Below are 22,132 nucleotides of genomic sequence, written 5' to 3' on the forward strand. Positions count from 1 at the left end.
TCACGCCTGGCCGGCCACCACTGCAAGCGCCTCTTCCACGGTGTCCACCAGGAAGATCTTCTCCTCCATGGGTTTTCCCGCAGCCAGGCTCTGCAGCATGGGCCAGGCCGGGAGTGTCCGTTCCCAGTGTTCACGTCCCACCAGCACCATGGGACTGATGGTTTCGGGTGCTCCGTAGTAGTTCTCGCAGGCGTCCTGGAAGATCTCCTGCACCGTTCCTGCGGCACCCGGAAGGAAGACGATCCCGCCGGTACACAGCTCCAGCAGGATGGCCTCCCTGACGGCGTTGGCGAAGTATTTGGCAACGTGTGTGGCGAACAGGTTGGGTGGCTCGTGGCCGTAGAACCAAGTGGGAATCCCCAGGGTCGGCGCGCCTTCCGGATGACGTTCGACGACGGCGGCTGCTTGCCGCGCCCAAGCCGTCACCGACGGTCTGAACCCCGGCACTCCGGCGAGGGTTTCCAGCGCGGCCGCAGCATCGGCGTCGGACGTTCCGCTCAAGTAGGCACCCAGGTTGGCTGCCTCCATGGCACCGGGTCCCCCGCCAGTAGCGACAGCAAATCCTGATTGGGCGAGCAGCCGGCCCAGCCGTGCGGCATCGGCGAAGCCGCTGGTGCCGCGCTGGGCGGCGTGTCCACCCATGACACCCACTACCTGGGTCCCGGAAAGTGCTCCGTGGTCCAGGAGTTCGTCCAGGGCATCGCCGATTGCGTGGTCGTGCAGGGCCGCGGCCAGAGTGGCGTCCAGGCTTCCCCGCTGCCCGGGGAGGATGCTCCACTGGTAGACCCGGGCGTCGAGGGTTGACTCGTACTCAGTGGAGGAGATGTCATGGTAGAGCTCCTCTGCCGTGTAGAGGCTGTTCCGGTAGGGGTCGAACGGGACACCCTGGAGCTTGGGAAAGATCAGCGCTCCACGGCGTCGCAGGCTCTCTTCCACACCGTCGTCGAAGATGCATCCCAGGAAGATCGCGCCCTGGGCATCCAGGGATTTAAGCTCCCGTGCGTGGCCACGCAGGTCCAGCGACTGCGCGTGCCAACCATTCATGGACCCGGCTCCCGCGGCCACCAGATGGTGGAACTGGACCGCGCTCTCAATGTCGAGCGTCCGCGGGCTCGGGTTCAGGGCTCCGGTGCGATTCATGGTTTCAGCGTAGTATCGCCGGGCTGTGACGCGGGCGTTTGCGCACCGGGCGGCTGTCCGGTGCATGATGAAACATGAAGAGTTCAGAAGTTGCCCGTCCGCGTATCGGTGTTCCGATCCGTCTCAGCAGTTCGGACGCCCCCGATGCCCGGGTGGGCGAAGCCAACCAACTTTTCACCTTCATCGTGGACCTGTTGCGCGAGGCTGGTGCGCAGCCGGTGCTGCTGACGCCGGTATCGGCAGACAGCGCCGGCCGCTTGGCTGCCGAAATGCAGATGCTCGACGGCGTACTGCTGCCGGGAGGCGGCGACATCGATCCCCGCTTGTACGGCCAGGATCCCGAAGATTCGCTGTACGACGTGAACCAGGAGCAGGACCATTTGGACGTGGACGTTGCCCGGGCAACCATCGACGCAGGCCTGCCGCTGCTGGGTGTATGCCGCGGCCACCAGTTGTTGAACGTGTTGTACGGCGGAACACTGATTCAGGACATGGCCCCTACCTCGGTAACCCACAGTGGCCTGAATCCTCACGATCCCGCGGCCAGCGAGTGGGCTTGGCATGACGTTCGCCTCACGGCCGGATCCAAGGCGGCGGCACTCTATGGAGCCCCCGGGGGGACCACCATCAAGATCGCCTCCGGGCACCACCAGGCGGTGGACAGGGTGGGCGAAGGCCTGGTGGTCACGGCCATCGCCGACGACGGCACGGTGGAGGCTTTGGAGGATCCGACCCGGTGGGTAACCTCCGTGCAGTGGCATCCTGAGGCATCCCTCATTCCCGATGCGGAGCGGTTGCTGCCCTTCAAGAAGTTCGTGGACGTTTGCCGGCACTCTATTCATGCTCCCGCAGTTGGGCTACAGTAACTTTCACTGCATCGCTTTCAGTTTCGTCGGAAGTTCAGCCAGTACCAACTTCATTCGTCATGACGTCCAGGGGACGTCGTAAGTTTGCCGGCTGGGGGGCCCAACATCTGCTCAAAGGAGCATGGTTGTGGACCGTCCAAAATACGCCAGTCGTCCTCTCCGTCCGATTAGCCGCACTTCTTTAACCAAACGCCTTCTGGGCCTTCTCCTGGGGCCCGCGTTGGTCATGTGCGGGTTCGCCCTCACCACCGCAGCTCCCGCCGCCGCTGCTGAACCGCCGTGCGCGGGCACGGGCGGCGCCATGCAGATCGTGGCCCACACGGATGATGACCTGCTCTTCCTCAGCCCGGACTTCATGCGCGATATTCAGGCAAAGCGTTGCGTTCAAACAGTGTTCGCCACCGCCGGCGAGGCCGGCGAAGGAGCCACCTACTGGCGCAGCCTCGAATCAGGGATCCAGGCCAGCTACGCCAAGATGGCTGGAGTCTCCAACAGTTGGACCACCTCCGACGCCGGCGTCCCAGGACGCCCGCTGACCCTCCGGACCCTCAACGGTGCCCCCAATGTCTCTGTGGTGTATATGCGACTGCCGGACGGCTTCCCCAACGGCTTGGGCAGTGCCGCGTACAACAGCCAGAGCATCCTCAAACTCTGGGACGGCCGGCTTTCCTCCATCCGCCCGGTGGACAACGCTGCAACCTTCACCAAATCCCAGTTCCAGTCAGCATTGAACCGCCTTGTGGCAAACTTCCAGCCCACCACCTTCCGCACCCAGGACTGGACCGGGAACTTCACCACCCCCTACGACCACAGCGACCATTGGGCTACTGCAAAGTTCGCCCAGCTTGCCACCCGCAGCTACACCGGACCGCACACGTCCATGGCCTACGATGCCTATGTCATTGATGAATACGCCCAGAACGTGACTGGAGCTGAGCTCACCGCCAAGGTGGACACGTTTGTGCGATTCGCTGATTTCGACATGTACGTCTGCAGCAGTCCCGGTGAGGGCTGTCCGGATTCCCCTTACGACGAGTGGCTGAAACGGCAGTACATTACGGCCATCGAGTGGGTGGGCAACGCCGCTAAATCCGCAGGCACCACCGTCACTGCATCGTCGCAAAAAGCTGCAGCGCAGAGCCCGGAAAAGGTCCGCGACGGGTACCACTGGGGGACTCCGATGGATGCCACGCGTGAATGGGTCTCCGCCGGGGAAAAGGCCGGCAGCTGGGTCCAATACAACTTCACCCCCACCCGGACCATCAATGCGGTCACCCTGTCCGACCGCCCCCTCCTGACGGATCAGATCACCGGCGGCAACCTGCAGTTCTCGGATGGAAGCACTGTGGCGGTCCCGTCCTTGCCCAATAACGGATCGGGCCTCACCATCAAGTTCCCTGCCAAGACAGTGAGCTCTGTACGGCTCAACATCACCTCAGTCAGCGCCGGCACCACCAACGCCGGGCTGGCTGAGTTTGAAGCTTACCTGGGCGCCGACAACGTAGCCCCCGTCGTCACCGCGACACCCCCGGGTGGAACTTACGCGGTGGGCCAGTCCATCACCCTGGCCGCCAATGAAACATCCACCATTTACTACACCACCAATGGAAGCACCCCCACGACGGCCAGCAGCAAGTACACCACTCCGCTGACGCTGAGCGGCCCACTGACCCTGAAGTACTTCGCCGTGGATAACGCGAACAACTCCTCCGCTGTGGTCACGCAGACCTACTCCACCGGCCCGGATGTCATCAAGCCCGTGGTGACCGCCAACCCGGCGGGTGGCGGGTATGCTCCGGGCACCACCATCACACTGTCCGCGAACGAGCCCGCCGATATCCGGTACACCACAGACGGGACCGATCCGCTGACGGCCGGGCTCCCCTACACCACGGCGATCCCCTTCAACGGTCCCGGTCCCATGACATTGAAGTACTTCGCCAGGGATACCGCGGGCAACGTCTCTGAGGTGGCCACCCAGACTTACACCGTGCCACCAGACACTGTGGCCCCCACTGTGACGGCCAACCCCACCAGCCGCGCCTTGGCCAGTGGAGCCACCATAGCGTTGTCCGCCAACGAGCCCACCGCCATCTACTACACCACCAACGGCAGTACGCCCACGGCCACGGAGTCAGCCACCAACATCAAGTACAACGCTGCCAATCCGATCGTCATGGGCAACTCCACCCTGGTGCTTAAGTACATCGGCGTTGACACCGCCGGCAACACCTCGGCTGTCGGGACGCAGACCTACACCGTGCCTGCAGCGGGACCGCCGTCGGCCCATGACTACAACGGTGACGGCCGCGCTGACGTGCTGGCCGCCGATACCGCCGGCAACCTGTATCTCTACCCCGGCAACGGCTCGGGCGGACTCGATCCCAGGCAGATTGCCCTGGCTGCACCTGCCTGGTCCACCATCACGGACACCATTACCCCTGGCGACTTCAACAAGGACGGCAAGCCCGACCTTCTGGCACGGGCGGGTGACATTCTCTGGTTCTACCCCGGCGACGGTGCAGGCAGCTTCGGGGCACGAACCCAGGTCAGCACGGGGTGGAGCACCATGACGCAACTCTTCTCCCCCGGCGACTTCAGCGGCGATGGCATCTCCGATTTCATCGGCCGTCGAAGCAACGGCGAGCTCCGGTTGTACGAAGGAAACGGGACCGGAGGACAGCGGACTCCCTACACCGTGGGCTGGGGCTGGGACGTCATGAACGCCATCTTCAGCACCGGCGATTTCAACGGCGACGGCAAGGGAGATGTACTGGCGCGGCGCACCGACACAGGCGCATTATGGCTATATCCGGGCAATGGCACCGGGGGCTGGCTGCAATGGACGCAGATCGGGACAGGTTGGGGAACCCGAACTGCGGTGGCCGGGCCGCGTGACCTTGACGGCGACGGCCGGAACGACGTCGTGGGCCGCATCGGAGACACCTTGTGGCTGTATCCCGGATCGGGAGGCGGAACGTTCAGCAACGTACCGCCGATCAGCCTCGGCACCGGCTGGCAGGCTATGAAGGTCATCGCCTAGCCGGCCCCATGAACCTGGCGCGGGTCGGAGTTTTCCCCCAGACTCTTCGGCTCGCGTCAGCCATGTCCAGTACGTGGAAAGACCATCTCTTAAAGTACGACGACGGCCCGGTACCTTCCGTGGGGAAGGCACCGGGCCGTCGTCGTAAGTCAGCTGTAGAGACTAGAGCGTTGCGAAAACTTCGCGCAGCAGCTTGGCGGTCTCGGACGGCGTCTTGCCGACCTTCACGCCGGCAGCTTCGAGAGCTTCCTTCTTGGCCTGTGCGGTGCCCGCGGAGCCGGAGACGATGGCGCCTGCGTGGCCCATGGTCTTGCCCTCGGGAGCCGTGAAGCCGGCAACGTAGCCGACTACCGGCTTGGTGACGTTGGCCTTGATGAAGTCGGCAGCACGCTCTTCAGCGTCGCCACCGATTTCGCCGATCATGACGATTGCCTTGGTCTCGGGGTCAGCTTCGAACGCAGCCAGGGCGTCGATGTGCGTGGTGCCGATGATGGGGTCGCCACCGATACCAATCGCGGTGGAGAAGCCGAGGTCGCGGAGTTCGTACATCATCTGGTAGGTCAAGGTACCGGACTTGGACACGAGGCCGATGGGGCCCTTGCCCGTGATGTTCGCCGGGGTGATGCCTACCAGGGCTTCGCCCGGGGTGATGATGCCGGGGCAGTTCGGCCCGATGATGCGGGTGATCTGCTTGCCTTCGGCGTCAACCTTGGACTGGGCCAGTGCCCAGAATTCGGCGGAGTCCTGAACCGGAACGCCTTCGGTGATGACCACAACGAGGCCGATGCCGGCTTCGATGGCTTCAACAACGGCGTCCTTGGTGAATGCCGGGGGAACGAAGACGATGGAGACGTCCGCGCCGGTTTCAGCGATAGCTTCCTTGACGGTGCCGAAGACGTTGATTTCCTTGTCGCCGTGCAGGACCGTGGTGCCGGCCTTGCGGGCGTTGACGCCACCAACAATGTTGGTGCCGGCCTTGAGCATCAGGGCGGTGTGCTTGGTGCCCTCGCCGCCGGTGATGCCCTGAACGATGACCTTGGAGTCTTTGTTGAGGTAGATAGACATTGTCGCGTCCCTTTACTTAGCTGCGTTGGCGAGCTCGGCAGCCTTGTCGGCGCCCTCGTCCATGGTGGCGGCCAGGGTAACCAGCGGGTGGTTGGCCTCGGTCAGGATGCGGCGGCCTTCCTCAACGTTGTTGCCGTCGAGGCGGACTACCAGCGGCTTGTTCGCGGAGGAACCAAGCTCAGCAAGTGCACCCACGATGCCCTTTGCCACGGCGTCACACGCAGTGATGCCACCGAAGACGTTCACGAACACGCTCTTGACCTGGGAATCGCCAAGGATGACGTCCAGACCGTTGGCCATGACCTCGGCGGAAGCTCCACCGCCGATGTCCAGGAAGTTGGCGGGCTTGACGTTGCCGTGGTTCTCGCCTGCATAAGCGACGACGTCGAGGGTGGACATCACAAGACCGGCGCCGTTGCCGATGATGCCTACTTCGCCGTCCAGCTTGACGTAGTTGAGGTCCTGCGCCTTGGCCTTGGCCTCGAGCGGGTCAGCTGCGTCCTTGTCTTCCAGCGTGGCGTGGTGCACGTGGCGGAAGCCAGCGTTCTCGTCCAGGGAGACCTTGCCGTCGAGGGCAACGATCTCGCCTGCGCCGGTGCGGACCAGCGGGTTGACCTCAACCAGGGTTGCGTCTTCCTTCTTGAAGACGTCCCACAGCTTCAGAATGACGTCGGCCACTTTGCCGCGCAGTTCTTCAGCGAAACCTGCAGCGGCGACGATCTCGTCAGCCTTTGCCTGGTCGATGCCTACAGCGGGGTCGATGGCGATCTTGGCCAGGGCCTCGGGACGCTCGACAGCAAGCTGCTCGATCTCCATGCCGCCTTCTACGGAGCACATGGCCAGGTAGTTGCGGTTGGCGCGGTCCAGGAGGACCGAGAAGTAGAACTCTTCGGCGATGTCGGCGCCCTGGGCGATCATCACCTTGTTGACGGTGTGGCCCTTGATGTCCATGCCCAGGATGTTGGTGGAGTGCTCAAGCGCCTCTTCGGCAGTCTTGGCAACCTTGACGCCGCCAGCCTTGCCGCGGCCACCAACCTTAACCTGTGCCTTGACGACAGTTACGCCGCCGATCTTCTCGGCAGCTGCCTTTGCTTCTTCAGGAGTGTGCGCCACGATGCCGGCGAGCACGGGTACACCGTGCGCTTCGAACATATCGCGCGCCTGATATTCAAACAGGTCCACGGTTTAGTGTCCTTCTACGTCGAAGTAGTTTTCTGTTCAGCCGGGAACCGCGATGACCGCGATAGCCAGCTGCGGAAAGTACGCGGTAACAACCAGGATTGAAGCCGGTCACATTGCGTAAGGTCCTCTCGGAACTTTAGCCCTATGAGGAGTCCCGCCAGCTACACACTACCTGTTAAGTGAGTAACCTTACACTTCTATCGCCTGTAGAAAAACCGCGGAATGACGCGGTTTTTGGGCCGTCCGGCCGGCCTTAGTCCGCCTGTTTCAGGTTCCCCGTGACTGTTTTGCCGGCGTCGGAAATCAATTGATACCCCTCGGGAGTCACGAAGAAGGCCACGCCACCGGAGACGTTTCCGCAGGCAACGCCGCCGTTGTAGGCAGAGCAGCGCAGCCCGTTGCGCTCGATGTTCTGCCCATCGGCCAACTCCCGCAGTTTGGAGATGGGCCCGTTGCGGCTGCCCTTGGGCCCAAACTCCGACTCCATCTGTGTTACGCCGGAACGACATGAGCCGTAGACGGCTTTGTCCGGCGAGAGGAGGACCGTGCCGCCGAGGTAGCCCAGGCCCGTTCCGGCGCAGTCGTCGGCGATATCGGCCAGGTCCGGCTTGGCATACTTGGCCAGTTCGCAATGAGCCACCGGGACTACGGCGAACTTGTTGTTGGCGGCGTCCGAGTAGGAATTGGCCTCATAGGGCAGGTTCAGGTGACCGCCCCTTGCGGATGTCAGGGCGCACACGATGGTGCGGTCCTTGGTGACGAAGGCGGTGACATCCTCGCCCGCGGACAGGGTGGTCTGCTCGGTGACGGGAACCTGCTGCAATTGTTCCAGGGGCGCCAACGGGGCCGGAGGAACATAGTCCGGATCCTCCGTGGCGAAGGAGCACCCTGTGGTCAAAACCAAGAGCGCGGCAGCAAGAATCCCCAGAACAGTCCGTCGCATGCCCCCAATTATGCCGGTTACCTCACAACGGGCTGCTTCGGCGGCGCCAGAGGCTGTTCAGGGCCACGAGTGCGGTGCAACGCCCGGTCAGTCTAGGCCGGGAAGGTGATCAGGACAATAGCTGCGGAGGCAAGGATGCCGGCGAAGATCAGGCATCCAGTTTGGTCAGCGGCGCGTAACGCAACAGCAGGCGCTTCTCGCCGACGTCGAACTTCACCTTGGCCACTGTCTTATCCCCGGCTCCTTCGACCCCCAACACCACGCCGTTGCCGAAGCTCGTGTGGTTGACCTTGTCCCCCACCACCACGGAAATAACTTCCTTCTGCGGCTGCACCCTGTTGCGTGCGACGGCGGCAGGGACGTCGGCGTCGAACCCTGCAGTGGGGCTTGCGGCAGCACCGCGTGAGGTGCCCGCTCCCCAGAACGACCCGCCATAGCGATTGGAACCGATGGGGGCGCTGCCCCAACCGCCCGCTTGGCGGCTCATGCCTTCGCGCTTCCACTCCACCAGTTCGGAGGGTATTTCTTCGAGGAATTGGCTGGCAGGGTTGTACTGGCTTTGCCCCCACATGCTGCGGACTTCGGATCGCGTGACGTAAAGGCGCTTGCGGGCGCGGGTGAGGCCCACGTAGGCGAGCCTGCGTTCTTCCGCGAGTTCCTTGGGGTCCGTGGCTGAGCGCTGGTGCGGGAAGATCCCGTGCTCCATGCCGGTCAGGAAGACCACCGGGAACTCCAGGCCCTTGGCGGTGTGCAGGGTCATGAGCGTGACCACGCCCATGCGCTTTGCCTCAGCCACGGCGGCGTCGATGTCAGCGCCGGGTGCATCCGGAATCTGGTCGGCGTCCGCTACGAGGGAGACCTGTTCCAGGAACTCGCCCAAAGAACCTTCCGGGTTGTCGCGTTCGTACTCACGGACCACGGCCACGAGTTCGGCGAGGTTCTCCACACGGGATTCATCCTGCGGATCAGTGCTGGCCCGCAGCCCGGCAAGGTACCCGGTCTGCTCCAGGACAGCTTCCAATGCGGCAGCGGCACCGGAACCTGACGCAACCTCGGCGAGGTCATCCATCAGCTTCACGAAGCCGAGGACCAAGTTGACCGAACGGCTGGCCATTCCGGGCGCTTGGTCCGCACGCCGGGCGGCAGCCATGAAGGAGGACCGCTCGCGTTCTGCCAACGCAGCTACGGCGCCTTCGGCCCGATCACCGATTCCCCGTTTGGGTTCATTGAGGATACGGCGCAGGTTGACGTCGTCATCCGGGTTCACCAGGACGCGAAGGTATGCCAAGGCATCCTTGATTTCCTTACGCTCATAGAACCGGGTGCCGCCCACAACTTTGTACGGCAAGCCGACGCGGACCAACACGTCTTCGATGGAACGGGACTGGGCGTTGGTGCGGTAGAAGATGGCGACATCGCCCGGACGCAGGCCTTCCTCGTCCTGCAGGCGGTCAATTTCCTTGGCGATGAACTGGGCTTCGTCGTGCTCGTTCTCACCCACATAGCCAACGATTTTCTCGCCATCGCCCTCGGCGGTCCACAATCGCTTTTCCTGGCGGTTGGGGTTGCGGGAGATCACCGAGTTGGCGGCGCTAAGGATGTTCTGGGTGGAGCGGTAGTTTTGCTCAAGCTTGATGGTGCGGGCGTTGGGGTAATCGGCCTCGAACTCCACTATGTTGCGGATATCCGCACCACGGAACGCGTAGATGGACTGATCGGAGTCGCCCACCACAGTCAGTTCGCTGGGTTGGACGTTGGTGTCCGTGCCCACTCCCACGATTTCCCGGACCAAGGCGTACTGGGCGTGGTTGGTGTCCTGGTACTCGTCCACCAGGACATGCCGGAAGCGGCGCCGGTAGGACTCTGCGAGCGCAGGGAAGGCACGGAACATGTAGACGGTCTCGGCAATGAGGTCGTCGAAGTCCATGGCGTTGGCTTGGCGGAGGCGCTGCGTGTACCCCTTGAAGACTTCGGCCACGGCGGTGTCGAAAGGGTCGTTGTAGTTCGCCGACGACGCGTAGGAATCGGCGTCGATGAGCTCGTTCTTGAGGGCGGAAATCTTGTGCTGGATGGCTTTGGGCGCAAACTTCTTCGGATCGAGGTCCAGGTTCTTGGCTACCAGGGTGATCAGCCGCAGGGAGTCCGCGGAATCGTAGATGGAGAAGTTTGAGTTCAGGCCCACCGTGGTGGCTTCCCGGCGCAGGATGCGGACACAGGAGGAGTGGAATGTGGAGATCCACATGGCCTTGGCCCGGCCGCCAACCAGCGCTTCGATGCGTTCCCGCATTTCCGCTGCTGCTTTGTTGGTGAAGGTGATGGCCAGGATTTCCCCGTGGTGGGCGCGCTTTGTGGCGATCAGGTAGGCGATCCTGTTACTGAGGACACGGGTTTTGCCGGATCCCGCACCGGCCACAATCAGCAAGGGGCTGCCAGCATGCTTGACGGCTTCTTCCTGCTGCGGATTCAGCCCTTGAAGGAGTGCATCGGCAGACGGAAGTCCCGACCCTCCAGTGTTGCCCCATCCTCCCGATGCCGGCCCGTCAGCAGTATCCGACGATCCACTGCCTTGGAGGCGGGCGCCGGCAGCACCTCCCCCTGAGTGGGAAAGCTCCGGGGCAGCCTTGACTGCGGCTTTGGTGCCTGCTTTGAAGGGTCCGTCTGCGTAGGGGTCAAACAACATATCCATGGTGCCTACCAGTCTAGGCGGTGGCTCAGACACAATAAGGCGCCGGGTATTCGGCCCCGGTCCATCGACGCTTCAAACGCCTCAGCGACTAAGCAAACTGGGGAACCGAGGCCAGTGCGGCGCTCAACTCGCGCACCGCCGTCGGGCCTCCAGCAACGAACCAGTTCAGTCCGTTGACCTTCACGACGGCGGTGTCCCCACCTGCTGCGCGGACGATCGCTTTTCCGGGCAGCCAGTCCCATTCCGGGCAGCTGTGCTGGAACCAGCAGCCGAGTTCGCCGTCGGCTACGCGTCCGAGGTCGCACGAACCTGAGCCGAACATGCGCAGGGAGGCTGCGGTGACCGCAGCGGCGTGCCAGGGCATCGCCGCGCGGGGATCCGCCAGCCACGTGGGGTGAATGTACGTGGCCGCGCTGATTTCACCCACGGCGCGGTCACCCGAGCCGGAGATCGGTTCGCCGTTCAACGTCGCAGGGTGTTCTTCCCCGCCGAGCCACAGCTTGTCCAGTTCTGGCTGGTAAATGGCGCCGAGCAGCACGTCCGGATCGGCAACGGGGTTGGTTCCGTGGTCGGAGCCGTCCCGCTTGAGGGCGATCGCCGAGCACCAATAGGTGGATCCGTGCAGGAAGTTATAGGTGCCATCCACGGGGTCGATCACCCAGGTTCGGCCGCTCGTTCCCGCCACGGACGCACCTTCTTCGCCAAGGATGCCATCCTCCGGCCGGCAGCGCCGCAACTGTTCCAGGACGTAAGCCTCGGCTGCGTGATCGGCTGCAGTGACGACGTCGGACACCGAGGTCTTGCGTTCGCCCTGCAGGCCGCCCATCCGCATGAGCAGTGCCAACTGGCCTGCCTCACGGACCAGCGCGCTGGCCAGTTGGTAGTCATTCAGTGTTGGATCGAGTTCAGTTGCTGTGTGCCTGCCCGTGGTCATGGTTCCAGCTTATGTGGCGGGATAATGAAAGACATGGCCAAGACACCAGCCCAGCGCATCAAGAAGCACGGAGCAAAGGCAGTGGTTCCTGATCACACACTGCCTCCCGTGATCAACACCACCACCCAGCGCACCCCGCAGAAGGCGCAGAGCAACTCCAAGCTCATTGTGATCGCGGGCGTGGTGGCCAGCTTGTTCCTGTTCTGGTACCTGCACCTGCTGACGTTGAACCAGATGACCCAGCTCTCAGGTGGCTTGGCTATGCCGGATTCATTGATCGGCGGATTCTCGCAGGAATACGTCGGCCAGCTCCGCGAGGCCATGGACGAATCCGCGCGCGGCCAGCTGAACTACGTGCATAAGACCGCAGGCACGTTGTTTCCCCTGATTTTCGGCTTCAGCTGGCTCCTGCTCATCGGCACCAACGTGGCCCGGAAGTCATGGCGCTGGGCTATGTGGGCGGCTCCGATGCTGTTCGCCGTGGCTCATCTGTGGTCCAACGTCGCCATCGATTCGATGCTAACTTCGGACTCGCCCGACGCCGGATCGGTGGCTTTGGCTTCCGGCCTCACCATCGCGTCATGGGTACTGTTCCTGATCAGCCTCGGGTGCGGCGTGCTGGCTGTTTTCCTGGGACGGAAGAGCGCAAAACCCTCCTGACACCTGGTCGGCCTGTTCGCTGGCATCACACCACTCTCAGTGCGAACCCACTCGCAACCGTGCCGCTTTCCGTTCCGTGTGCACCCGTTGCGCGATGACCAAACCGGCGGCAGCCAGCCCAATGGTCACCGGATACCCCATGAACCGCTCCAAGAGCCCGGGCAAGGGCACCTCCATCCCAGTGAGCCCGCCGATAATGAGCGCACCGATACAGGTCAGGCCGCACACGCCAAGGAACCAACTCATCGGTGTCTGACGGAACCACAGGATGCCCAACAACAGCAGTGCGAATCCGCCACCGATGAAGAACATCAGTGCACCCGCAAAATGCCAGGGCGAGCCGATGTCTTCGGGCACCAGGCCAACAATGACGGTTCCGATGCCAGCCACTCCGGTGAGGACACGGATGGCCACCGCCAGGATCCACGGCACGGTCAGCACGCGTGCCGGAACTGACCCAGCACCACCAACCCCAGCCCCAGCGGACCGGAAGCGGCGGGCAGCCACACCAGGCTTTGCCGCGACGCACAGAAGTCCCGCGGTCAGGAACAACGCACCCAGCACCAGGGCCAGCCCCTGCACCACGAACGAGGCATTCATCAGCACGTGCAATGGCGAGCACACGGCCCGGTCTTCGTACACACCACAGGACACCGCTCCGAGGTCGCTGATGTATCCGGTGGCCCGGCTGTAGGGCTCGGGACCCGCCCACGCCTGAATCACGGCGGCCTCGGCCACGAAGTACTGGACGACGCTCAACTGCGCCCACCCGCCGATGTTGGCCCGGATGTTACGGAGGTCGGGAAAGAACGATCCGGCCTGCGCCGGTGCAGTGGAAGGCCCTGTCATGCTCGCCAGCCTAGCGGTGTTCGGGCAGCGCCCCGGCAGCTTGTATGCTTGTAGTCGTGTCCGGGCCCATGAGCTCCAGCAGTGGGATTCAGAGCCATGGACATACAGGCCCTCGTAGCTCAGTGGATAGAGCACGGCTCTCCTAAAGCCGGTGTCGTTGGTTCGATTCCAATCGAGGGCACTTGAATCACCAGCAACCCACCCAGGAATTGCAGGCCTACCTGGCCGGCAGCTGGAGTGTGGAGCGGACACTCCTGGACCGCGCCTCAGGCACCAACGGTACTTTTACCGGCGTCGTGCGTTATTCCTTGAATCCCGACGGCGGTCTGGACTACCGCGAAGACGGAACCATGCACTGGCCTTCCCACTCCGGCCCGGCTTTCCGCGAATATGCCCTCAAACCAGGCGCCACAGCAGATTCGATGGACGTGTTCTTTCCCGATGGCAGGCCATTCCACGTGATGAGCTTCTCGGAGCAGGGCAATCAGGACAAACACTGGTGCGATCCCGACGACTACCGCGTCAACTACATCTACCGGGGCCCGGATTCCTTCAGCTTCACATGGGATGTCCGCGGACCGGCGAAGGATCTCCTGCTGGAATCGCACCTGGTCCGTATCGATGCCGGGAGGCAAGGGTGACCGCCAGTGACCTGATCGTCGTGAGCGCCGTCTGCGTCTACAACCGAGATGGCCAGTTGTTGACCGTCCGGAAGCGTGGCACGAACAAGTTCATGCATCCTGGTGGTAAGCCGGAGCCCGGTGAAACGGCGGCTGAAGCAGCTTCGCGGGAACTGTATGAAGAAGTGGGCATCGAGGTAGCGCCGGACTTGCTCGAGCCGCTGGGCGTCTGGCTCGCGGTCGCCGCCAACGAAGCGGCGACCAACATCGAGGCCACCGTTTTCACAGCACCTGGCACCTGGGAAGCGCACCCCTCAGCGGAGATCGCCGAGATCCGCTGGCTGGACCTTAACGGGCCCTTGCCCAACGATCTGGCGCCCCTGCTGACGGATCACGTCATCCCGCTGCTCACCTAAAAAGCGTTACAGCTCCGGGACAGCTTCCTGTGCCACCGCCGCGGCCTCGGCGAACTGCGTTTGGTACAGCTCGGCGTAGCGTCCGTCCGCGGCCAGCAGTTCGGTGTGCGTACCACGCTCCACGATCCTGCCGTCCTCCACCACCAAAATGGCGTCGGCCGCACGGATGGTGGACAGCCGGTGTGCAATCACGACGGCGGTACGCCCCTCAAGTGCCTCACCCAGGGCCGCCTGGACTGCGGCTTCGTTGGTGGAGTCCAGCGCTGCTGTGGCTTCATCGAGAATCACCACGCGGGGCTGCTTGATGAGCAGGCGGGCGATGGTGAGCCGTTGGCGTTCGCCGCCGGAAAGACGGTAGCCGCGCTCCCCCACCACGGTTTCGAGGCCATCTGGCAGGGACCGGATCATCGGTTCCAGGCGTGCCCGCCGGAGCACATCCCACATGTCCTCTTCGGTGGCATCCGGCCGGGCGAGGCGCAGGTTGGAGGCGATGGTTTCGTGGAAGAGGTGTCCGTCCTGGGTCACCATGCCCATGGTGTCCCGGAGGGAATCGAAACTGAGATCGCGAACGTCCACACCAGCTCCTGGCTGTTGTCCGCCAAGGCGCACCGCGCCGGAGTCGACGTCGTACAAGCGTGAGAGCAGTTGGGCCACGGTGGACTTGCCCGCGCCGGAGGAACCCACCAGGGCTACGGTCTGTCCAGGTTCAACCCGGAAGCTGACCCCGTGCAGGACTTCCTCCCCGCCCCGGGTATCCAAGGTGGCAACGTCCTCCAGGGAAGCCAGCGACACCTTTTCGGCGGAGGGGTAGGAGAACCGGACATCGTCGAATTCCACGGCCACGGGGCCCGCGGGCACGGAAACGGCGTCAGGCTTCTGCGTGATCAGCGGCTTCAGGTCAAGGATTTCAAAGACTCGCTCGAAGCTGACCAAGGCGCTCATGATTTCCACCCGGGCATTGGACAGAGCTGTCAGCGGGGCGTAAAGCCGGGTGAGAAGGAGAGCCAGGACCACAACATCGCCCGGGGCAAGCTGCCCGCCAAGCGCCAGCCAACCGCCCAGGCCATAGACCAAGGCCAAGGCGAGCGCCGACACCAGCGTCAGGGCCGTGACGAACGTGAACTGCAGCATGGCGGTCCGGATTCCGATATCCCGCACCCGGCCTGCCCGCTCAGCGAATTCACGGGACTCCTCATCGGGTCGGCCAAAGAGTTTCACCAGCGTGGCGCCCGGGGCAGAGAACCTTTCGGTCATTTGTGTGCCCATGGCGGCGTTGTGCGCGGCAGCTTCACGGCGGAGGTCGGCCAGTCTGGAGCCCATACGCCGGGCCGGGATCAGGAAGATCGGCAACAACACCATGGCCAGCACGGTGACCAGCCAGGAGGTGTTCAACATGACCACCAGGGTCAGGGCCAAAGCCACCACGTTGCTGACTACGCCGGACAGCGTGCCGGCGAAGGCGGACTGCGCCCCGATGACATCGTTGTTCAGGCGGCTGACCAAGGCACCGGTCCGCGTCCGGGTGAAGAACGCGATGGGCATACGCTGCACGTGGTCGAACACGCGGGTGCGGAGGTCCACAATGACGCCCTCGCCAATGATGGAGGACAACCAACGGGTCACCAGCCCCACACCGGCCTCGCCCACGGCGACGATGGCGATCAGGACCGCCAGCCAAATGACCGTCCCCACCCCGGCGTTGGCGATGATGGCATCAACCACCTGGCCGGCCAGCACGGGTGTGGCGACAGCGAGGAAAGCACCTGCGATGGAAGCGATCACGAAGGCAATGAGCTTGCCCTTGTGCGGGGCGGCAAAGGCCATGACCCGCTTCAGGGTTTCCTTGGAGAACGGCTTGGATCCGCTCTTGGCAGTGGTGATGTTGTACAGCGAGCTCCAGGCCACGCGGTCCATGCTCATGGTTGCTTCTCCTGGCTGGGGGTGTGGTGCAGTTCCTGGACCTGTCCGTTGTCGAGGTGCCAGCGTGAATCGAGTCGCACGTTTTCCAGCAGCCGGCGATCATGGGTGACCAGCAGGAGTGCGCCTTCGTAGTCTTCCAGCGCCTCTTCGAGTTGTTCGATCGCCGGGAGGTCCAAGTGGTTGGTGGGCTCGTCCAGCACCAGCAGGTTCACGCCACGGGCCTGCAGCAGCGCAAGGGCCGCACGTGTCCGTTCCCCTGGGGACAACGAATCCACCGTGCGCGAGGTGTGGTCCGCCTTCAGTCCGAACTTGGCCAGGAGCGTGCGGACATCGGCGCTGTTCCAGTCCACCAGCACGGCTTCGACGGCGACGCCAAGTGGCTGCCCGCCGTCCAGCAGTCCACGTGCTTGGTCGATTTCGCCGACGGCGACGGAGGCACCCATGGAGGCATCGCCGTCGTCCGGTTCCTGCGTTCCAAGCAACAGGCGCAGCAGTGTCGATTTACCGGCGCCGTTGGGTCCTGTGATGCCGATGCGTTCGCCGCCGTTGAGTTGGAGGTTCACCGGTCCCAGCGTGAAGTCGCCTTGGCGCGCGACGACGTCACGCAAGGTGGCGACGACGGCACTTGAGCGGGGTGCCTGGCCGATGCTGAACTGCAGCTGCCACTCCTTACGCGGTTCCTCCACCTCGGTCAGCCGGGCAATACGCGACTCCATCTGGCGGACTTTCTGGGCTTGCTTCTCCGACGACTCGCTGCTCGCGGCGCGACGGATTTTGTCGTTGTCCGGGTTTTTCTTCATGGCGTTGCGGACGCCCTGTGAGCTCCACTCCCGCTGGGTGCGTGCGCGGGAAACGAGGTCTGCTTTGGTGTTGGCGAACTCGTCGTAGCGTTCACGGGCGTGGCGCTTGGCCACGGCGCGCTCTTCGAGGAACGCCTCGTAGCCGCCGTCATACACGGCCACGGAGTTCTGGGCCAGGTCCAGTTCCACCACGGTGGTGACGCAACGGGCCAGGAATTCGCGGTCGTGGGATACCAGGACAACACCGCCTCGAAGGCCCTGGACGAAAGCTTCGAGGCGGGCCAAGCCGTCAAGGTCAAGATCGTTGGTGGGTTCGTCAAGGAGGACTACGTCGAAGCGGCTGAGCAGCAGTGCGGCCAAAGCCACGCGTGCTGCCTGCCCACCGGAGAGCCCTGTCATGAGGGCGTCGGCGCCCAGTTCCAGACCGAGATCGGACAGCACAGCCGGAATGCGGTCCTCAAGGTCCGCCGCCCCGGAGGCCATCCAGCGGTCGAAGGCCAGGGAGTAGGCGTCATCGGCTCCGGGAGCCCCGGAGCCGAGGGCCTCGGCGGTTGTTTCCATCTCCACAGTGGCCTGGGCGCAACCCGTCCGGCGCGCAATGTACGCCGCGATGGTCTCCCCCGCAGTGCGCTCGTGCTCCTGGGGCAGCCAGCCCACAAACGCGTCCGACGGCGCCAGGCTGACGCTGCCCGCTTGCGACTGGTCCACGCCGGCAAGGATGCGAAGCAGCGTGGACTTCCCGGCGCCGTTCGCGCCCACGACGCCCACAACGTCGCCGGGCGCAACGGTCAGGGAAAGGTCGGAAAAAAGGGTGCGATGGCCGTGGCCACCGGCAAGATCCTTGGCCACCAAGGTTGCTGTCATGTGTCTATCCTCCAGCAGGGAAACGCAGGAACTCAGGCCGCGATTCCCGCAGGCATGGAAAAACCCGTTGGTCCGGACTTGGGGGGTGTACGGACCAACGGGTTCAAGCATCAAGCATAATTCAATGTGGCGTCGGCGTAAAATCGTTTCGTACTCCCACTTACGGCGTTCTCATGTCCTCACCCGCGACCCGTCCCGGAAAGTTCCCCATGCCCTTACCGTCCAAGGCGTTCCAGCGCTGGCTTCACGGCGTCGCGCCCGATGCCAGCACGGCTGATGTCTGCAGGATCGCCGGCATCAAACGGACAACCCTGGCCCAGCAACTGGTCCGTGGCAAGGTTGCCGAGTCCACGCTGGTAAGCATCAGCCGCGGATTCCAGGTGGATCCGGTGCAGGCCCTGTCCACGTTTGACCTTTACGCCGATCTCAGGGGCGGCCCGGTGCCGCCGACGCCCTGCGAACTGGTCAGCCAGGTCGCCACGATCGATCTGCTGCGGGCAGTGGTGGAACGCAGCGAGCCAAGCACTGCCCCTGCGGCCCTGCTTTCTGAACCTCCGCACCCTACGTCGGTGCGGAACTGGGTAGACGCGATCGACGACGGCGAGTTGCGGCACCGGGTCAGCGAAGCCACCGGGATTGCGCCGCAGAACTTCTCGGCCCATCTGACGGCCAACAGGCTGCCGCCGGAACTGGCCATCGCCACTTCCCGTGCTGCCGGCGTCGGACCTGCCGGAGGACTGGTCGCTGGTGGTCTGATCACCGAAGCCGAGGCGGGGTGGCCACCGCATGCCCGCCGGGAAGCCCTGGACCGAATGACCCAAAGCTCGCTGGTGACCCTGGCCGGCGAACGACTCCTGGCCCTGGGCAAGACCTTGAAGCGCCAGGAACAAGATCACGAACGTACCGAAAGAATTTGGGAGAACCTAGGATGACGGCTGTCCTGCCTTGGGTGACGCTGGTTGTATGCCTGGCTGTCACGGTTGCACGGATCCCCAGCGCATTGCGGGGCGAGAACCGTGTGGTGTTCTACATCTTCTCCCTGATCTCGTTGAGCATTTTCATCAGCATCGAAGCGCCTTACCTGGTCCTTGACGGCTGGCTTGGCGGAATCAACATCGGCAACCTGGTCCTGCGCTTCCTCCTGTATGCCACGTTCTTCCTCATGGGCATCAAGATCGCCACCGCGTTCGGTTCGCCATCCGCCGTCCGTGCCATCCGTGGTCCCGTTGGTCTTTCTGTCGGGGCCATCGTGGCAATCCTTACCGTCTACTTCTTCGTCATCACGGACACGCGAGGGTCCTCAGCGGGCATGAGCGGACTGACGTGGGGACCGTCGCTTGAGGCCTATGCGTTCATGGGGCGCTTCTACCCAGGCTTCGTTGCGGCCTGCCTGGTGCCCGCGATCTGGCGGACCGTGGTGAGCGCGGCTCCTGTGCTGCTCCGGGTTGCTTCGGCGTTGCTGCTCCTGGGTTTGAGCTTGCTCCTGCTGTCCCAGCTTTTCCCGTTGATCCCCTTTTCGGAGGCCTGGCTGAGGGTCCTCATCAACTACTCGGCAGCCATGTCCACGTGCATTGGCCTGGCCGGAATCTGGTTCTCCAAGGCCTATTCGCGAAGAAAACAACGTCTCGCAGCGTAAGACTTTCACAAAAGCATTAGATCGTGGCACAATCATGAATGTGTGAACACGGCTGCAGCCTGACACCGGAATCAGAGAACGGGTTTCCGGTGGATGTGGCGCCCATGCGATCACAATTGGGGGGATGAGTGGTGGCGGGCTGTTGGGGACCGCCCCCACTCAGCCTTTTTAACGCCCCTGTTGCGGGCATCAGCAGCCCCACACCCAGCAAGGCTCCTTACGGTGGCTAAGATGGCTCCATGAACAGCCTTCGCACCCGCCGCTCAGTCATTGCCGCCACTCTGGCCTCGGCCGCCCTTGTGCTCACAGCGTGCGGTGGGGGTTCAACTCCCGCTCAGTCAGGCGGAGACACCTCTCTTTCGGACGTCAAGTCCAAGGGTGAGTTGGTCATCGCCACCGAGGGCACGTACCGCCCCTTCAGCTTCCATGCGGAAGGCGCCGGGGATCTCACAGGTTTCGATGTCGAGATCGCCCAGGCTGTGGCCGGAAAGCTCGGCGTGAAGGCAACGTTCCAGGAAACGCAGTTCGATGGCATCTTCGCCGGCCTGGACTCCAAGCGTTTCGACACCATTGCCAACCAGATTTCCATCAATGACGAACGCAAGGCCAAGTACGAGTTCTCCACCCCCTACACCATCTCCACAGGCGTTGTAGTGACCAAGTCGGACAACACCGGCATCAACAGCTTCGCAGACCTCAAGGGCAAGACCACCGCCCAGTCGCTGACCAGCAACTTCTACAAAATGGCCGTGGAAGCCGGCGCCAATGTGCAGGCAGTGGAAGGGTGGGCACAGTCCGCCACGCTGGTCCAGCAGGGCCGCGTGGACGCGACGGTGAATGACAAATTGACCTACCTGGACTACGCCAAGAACACCCCGGACTCGGGCCTGAAGGTTGCTGCGGAGGCACCGGACAAGACCGAAAGCGCGTTCGTCTTCCGCAAGGGTTCAACGGAGCTCACGGCGGCCGTGGACAAGGCCCTGGCCGACCTCCAGGCAGATGGAACCATGGCAAAGATTTCCGAAAAGTACTTCGGCGCGGACGTCACCAAATAGATGAACTGGGACCTCATCTGGAGTTCCTTCGGCCCGCTCATCACCGGCGCCGTCACGGGGACCATACCGCTGACGCTCGCCTCCTTCGCCTTCGGCCTTGTGCTCGCCCTGGTGGTGGCCCTGATGCGGCTGAGCCCCAACTGGCTGCTGTCCGGAATCGGCCGGTTCTATGTCTCCGTCATCCGTGGCACCCCCCTGCTGGTACAGCTGTTTGTCATTTTCTTCGGCCTCCCCAGCATTGGCATCCGGCTTGATCCCTGGCCGAGTGCCATCATCGCGTTCTCGTTGAACGTGGGCGGTTACGCAGCCGAGATCATCAGGGCAGCCATCCTGTCGGTGCCCAAGGGCCAATGGGAAGCCGGCCACACCATCGGCATGTCCAGGCCGCAGACCCTGGTGCGCATCATCCTCCCCCAGGCAGCCCGGGTATCCGTTCCCCCGTTGTCCAATACCTTCATATCGCTGGTGAAGGACACCTCTCTGGCGTCTTTGATCCTGGTGACCGAACTGTTCCGCAATGCCCAGCAGATCGCTGCTTTCAGCCAGGAGTTCATGGCCCTGTACCTGCAGGCCGCCCTGGTGTACTGGGTTATTTGCCTGGTCCTTTCCACGGCGCAGTCCGCCGTGGAAAGGAGATTGGACCGCTATGTCGCCCACTAACGAGTCACACTCCACGTCGGTCCTGAAGGCCCGGAACCTTGCCAAGGCATTCGGCAGCAACGTGGTGTTGCGGGACATCGACGTCGATATCCGCCGCGGCCAGGTGGTGGCCCTGATCGGGCCATCGGGATCCGGGAAGACCACCGTCCTGCGGTCGCTTAACGGCCTTGAAATTCCCGACGGCGGCACAGTCACCTTCGGGGACAGCGACGGCGGCGGGGAACTCGCCATCGACTTCGGCGCGAAGGTCGGCAAGAAGGACCTTGCCGCCTTGCGTGACCGGAGCGCCATGGTCTTCCAGCACTACAACCTGTTCCCGCACATGACGGTCCTGAAGAACATCACCGAGGGCCCCATCCAGGTCCAGAAGAGGCCACGGGCGGAGGCCATCGCGGAGGCGGAACGGCTCTTGGAACGCGTGGGCCTGGCAGATAAACGGGACGCCTACCCCTTTGAACTCTCCGGCGGCCAGCAGCAACGCGTAGGCATCGTCAGGGCGCTGGCGCTCAAGCCCCAACTGCTGCTGTTCGACGAACCCACCTCTGCGTTGGACCCGGAACTGGTGGGTGAGGTCCTGGGTGTCATCAAGGAGCTCGCCGAGGAAGGCTGGACGATGGTGATCGTGACCCACGAGCTCGCCTTCGCCCAGCACGTAGCGGACGAGGTCATCTTCATGGACGGCGGCGTGGTGGTTGAACGGGGCCCTGCCGCCGAGGTCCTGCGTGCGCCCACGCAGGAACGGACCAAGCTTTTTGTGAAACGGCTCCAGCACGACGTCTAGGAGACTCAAGGA

Annotated in this window: 19 protein-coding genes and 1 tRNA gene; 11 read left to right on the top strand and 9 right to left on the bottom strand. The window is 63.4% G+C overall.

What is annotated here, in order from left to right; all coding sequences use genetic code 11:
- On the bottom strand, nt 1–1,140 hold the full coding sequence (locus ABIE35_RS04570) for an LOG family protein (RefSeq protein ID WP_354512768.1): 1,140 nt from the start codon (nt 1,138–1,140) through the stop codon (nt 1–3).
- A 74-nt stretch (nt 1,141–1,214) separates the two neighbouring features.
- Here ABIE35_RS04570 and ABIE35_RS04575 point away from each other — a divergent pair, with 74 nt between their 5' ends.
- The gene (locus ABIE35_RS04575; protein WP_354512770.1) at nt 1,215–2,006 is read left to right on the top strand and encodes a gamma-glutamyl-gamma-aminobutyrate hydrolase family protein; all 792 of its coding nucleotides are present in this window, start codon (nt 1,215–1,217) and stop codon (nt 2,004–2,006) included.
- Between the two features lie 121 nt (nt 2,007–2,127).
- Nucleotides 2,128–5,049 carry a chitobiase/beta-hexosaminidase C-terminal domain-containing protein gene (locus ABIE35_RS04580; RefSeq protein WP_354512772.1) on the top strand — a complete coding sequence of 974 codons (2,922 nt, stop codon included), beginning with the start codon at nt 2,128–2,130 and terminating at the stop codon, nt 5,047–5,049.
- Nucleotides 5,050–5,211: 162 nt separating this feature from the next.
- Here ABIE35_RS04580 and sucD read toward each other — a convergent pair whose 3' ends face one another.
- From sucD to ABIE35_RS04605, 5 genes are all read right to left on the bottom strand, one after another.
- Nucleotides 5,212–6,114 (bottom strand): succinate--CoA ligase subunit alpha, encoded by a 903-nt coding sequence (sucD, locus tag ABIE35_RS04585; RefSeq protein WP_354512774.1) that lies wholly within the window; start codon nt 6,112–6,114, stop codon nt 5,212–5,214.
- Between the two features lie 12 nt (nt 6,115–6,126).
- On the bottom strand, nt 6,127–7,296 hold the full coding sequence (gene sucC / locus ABIE35_RS04590; protein WP_354512776.1) for an ADP-forming succinate--CoA ligase subunit beta: 1,170 nt from the start codon (nt 7,294–7,296) through the stop codon (nt 6,127–6,129).
- Nucleotides 7,297–7,549: 253 nt separating this feature from the next.
- Entirely contained in the window at nt 7,550–8,239 is a 690-nt protein-coding gene (locus ABIE35_RS04595) for a hypothetical protein (protein WP_354512778.1), read from the bottom strand.
- Nucleotides 8,240–8,387: 148 nt separating this feature from the next.
- On the bottom strand, nt 8,388–10,925 hold the full coding sequence (gene pcrA / locus ABIE35_RS04600) for a DNA helicase PcrA (protein ID WP_354512780.1): 2,538 nt from the start codon (nt 10,923–10,925) through the stop codon (nt 8,388–8,390).
- Nucleotides 10,926–11,013: 88 nt separating this feature from the next.
- On the bottom strand, nt 11,014–11,859 hold the full coding sequence (locus ABIE35_RS04605) for an inositol monophosphatase family protein (RefSeq protein ID WP_354230938.1): 846 nt from the start codon (nt 11,857–11,859) through the stop codon (nt 11,014–11,016).
- A 33-nt stretch (nt 11,860–11,892) separates the two neighbouring features.
- On the opposite strand from ABIE35_RS04605, the gene ABIE35_RS04610 reads away from it, so the two are divergent.
- A complete protein-coding gene (locus ABIE35_RS04610) occupies nt 11,893–12,519 on the top strand; it encodes a hypothetical protein (protein ID WP_354512782.1) in 627 nt (208 codons plus the stop codon).
- Between the two features lie 36 nt (nt 12,520–12,555).
- Here the strand turns inward: ABIE35_RS04610 and ABIE35_RS04615 are convergent, their stop codons facing one another.
- Entirely contained in the window at nt 12,556–13,368 is an 813-nt protein-coding gene (locus ABIE35_RS04615; protein ID WP_354512784.1) for a DUF998 domain-containing protein, read from the bottom strand.
- 108 nt (nt 13,369–13,476) lie between these two features.
- On the opposite strand from ABIE35_RS04615, the gene ABIE35_RS04620 reads away from it, so the two are divergent.
- The 3 genes from ABIE35_RS04620 to ABIE35_RS04630 all read left to right on the top strand — a co-directional run bounded on the left by ABIE35_RS04620 (nt 13,477) and on the right by ABIE35_RS04630 (nt 14,404).
- A tRNA-Arg gene (locus ABIE35_RS04620) sits at nt 13,477–13,549 on the top strand.
- A gap of 1 nt (nt 13,550) precedes the next feature.
- The gene (locus tag ABIE35_RS04625) at nt 13,551–14,009 is read left to right on the top strand and encodes a DUF6314 family protein (RefSeq protein ID WP_354512786.1); all 459 of its coding nucleotides are present in this window, start codon (nt 13,551–13,553) and stop codon (nt 14,007–14,009) included.
- Complete coding sequence (locus ABIE35_RS04630) at nt 14,006–14,404, top strand: NUDIX hydrolase (RefSeq protein WP_354512788.1); 399 nt, start codon at nt 14,006–14,008, stop codon at nt 14,402–14,404. The genes ABIE35_RS04625 and ABIE35_RS04630 overlap by 4 nt, the downstream gene beginning before the upstream one ends.
- 6 nt (nt 14,405–14,410) lie before the next feature.
- Here the strand turns inward: ABIE35_RS04630 and ABIE35_RS04635 are convergent, their stop codons facing one another.
- Both ABIE35_RS04635 and ABIE35_RS04640 read right to left on the bottom strand, forming a co-directional pair.
- Complete coding sequence (locus ABIE35_RS04635; protein WP_354512790.1) at nt 14,411–16,324, bottom strand: ABC transporter ATP-binding protein; 1,914 nt, start codon at nt 16,322–16,324, stop codon at nt 14,411–14,413.
- Nucleotides 16,321–17,988 (bottom strand): ABC-F family ATP-binding cassette domain-containing protein, encoded by a 1,668-nt coding sequence (locus ABIE35_RS04640; protein WP_354512792.1) that lies wholly within the window; start codon nt 17,986–17,988, stop codon nt 16,321–16,323. The genes ABIE35_RS04635 and ABIE35_RS04640 overlap by 4 nt, the downstream gene beginning before the upstream one ends.
- 209 nt (nt 17,989–18,197) lie before the next feature.
- Here ABIE35_RS04640 and ABIE35_RS04645 point away from each other — a divergent pair, with 209 nt between their 5' ends.
- From ABIE35_RS04645 to ABIE35_RS04665, 5 genes are all read left to right on the top strand, one after another.
- Entirely contained in the window at nt 18,198–18,920 is a 723-nt protein-coding gene (locus tag ABIE35_RS04645; RefSeq protein WP_354513030.1) for a hypothetical protein, read from the top strand.
- Nucleotides 18,917–19,624 (top strand): hypothetical protein, encoded by a 708-nt coding sequence (locus ABIE35_RS04650; protein WP_354512794.1) that lies wholly within the window; start codon nt 18,917–18,919, stop codon nt 19,622–19,624. Before ABIE35_RS04645 ends, ABIE35_RS04650 begins: the two co-directional genes overlap by 4 nt.
- Before the next feature lie 239 nt (nt 19,625–19,863).
- On the top strand, nt 19,864–20,679 hold the full coding sequence (locus tag ABIE35_RS04655) for an amino acid ABC transporter substrate-binding protein (RefSeq protein ID WP_089593921.1): 816 nt from the start codon (nt 19,864–19,866) through the stop codon (nt 20,677–20,679).
- Nucleotides 20,680–21,339, top strand: a complete 660-nt coding sequence (locus ABIE35_RS04660) for an amino acid ABC transporter permease (RefSeq protein WP_311215077.1) — start codon at nt 20,680–20,682, stop codon at nt 21,337–21,339. It begins immediately after the preceding gene.
- Nucleotides 21,326–22,120, top strand: coding sequence for an amino acid ABC transporter ATP-binding protein (locus tag ABIE35_RS04665; protein ID WP_354512796.1), 795 nt, complete (start codon nt 21,326–21,328; stop codon nt 22,118–22,120). The genes ABIE35_RS04660 and ABIE35_RS04665 overlap by 14 nt, the downstream gene beginning before the upstream one ends.
- Nucleotides 22,121–22,132 lie beyond the last annotated feature (12 nt).

The organism is Paenarthrobacter sp. 4246 (assembly GCF_040546855.1).
Taxonomy (GTDB): Bacteria; Actinomycetota; Actinomycetes; order Actinomycetales; family Micrococcaceae; genus Arthrobacter.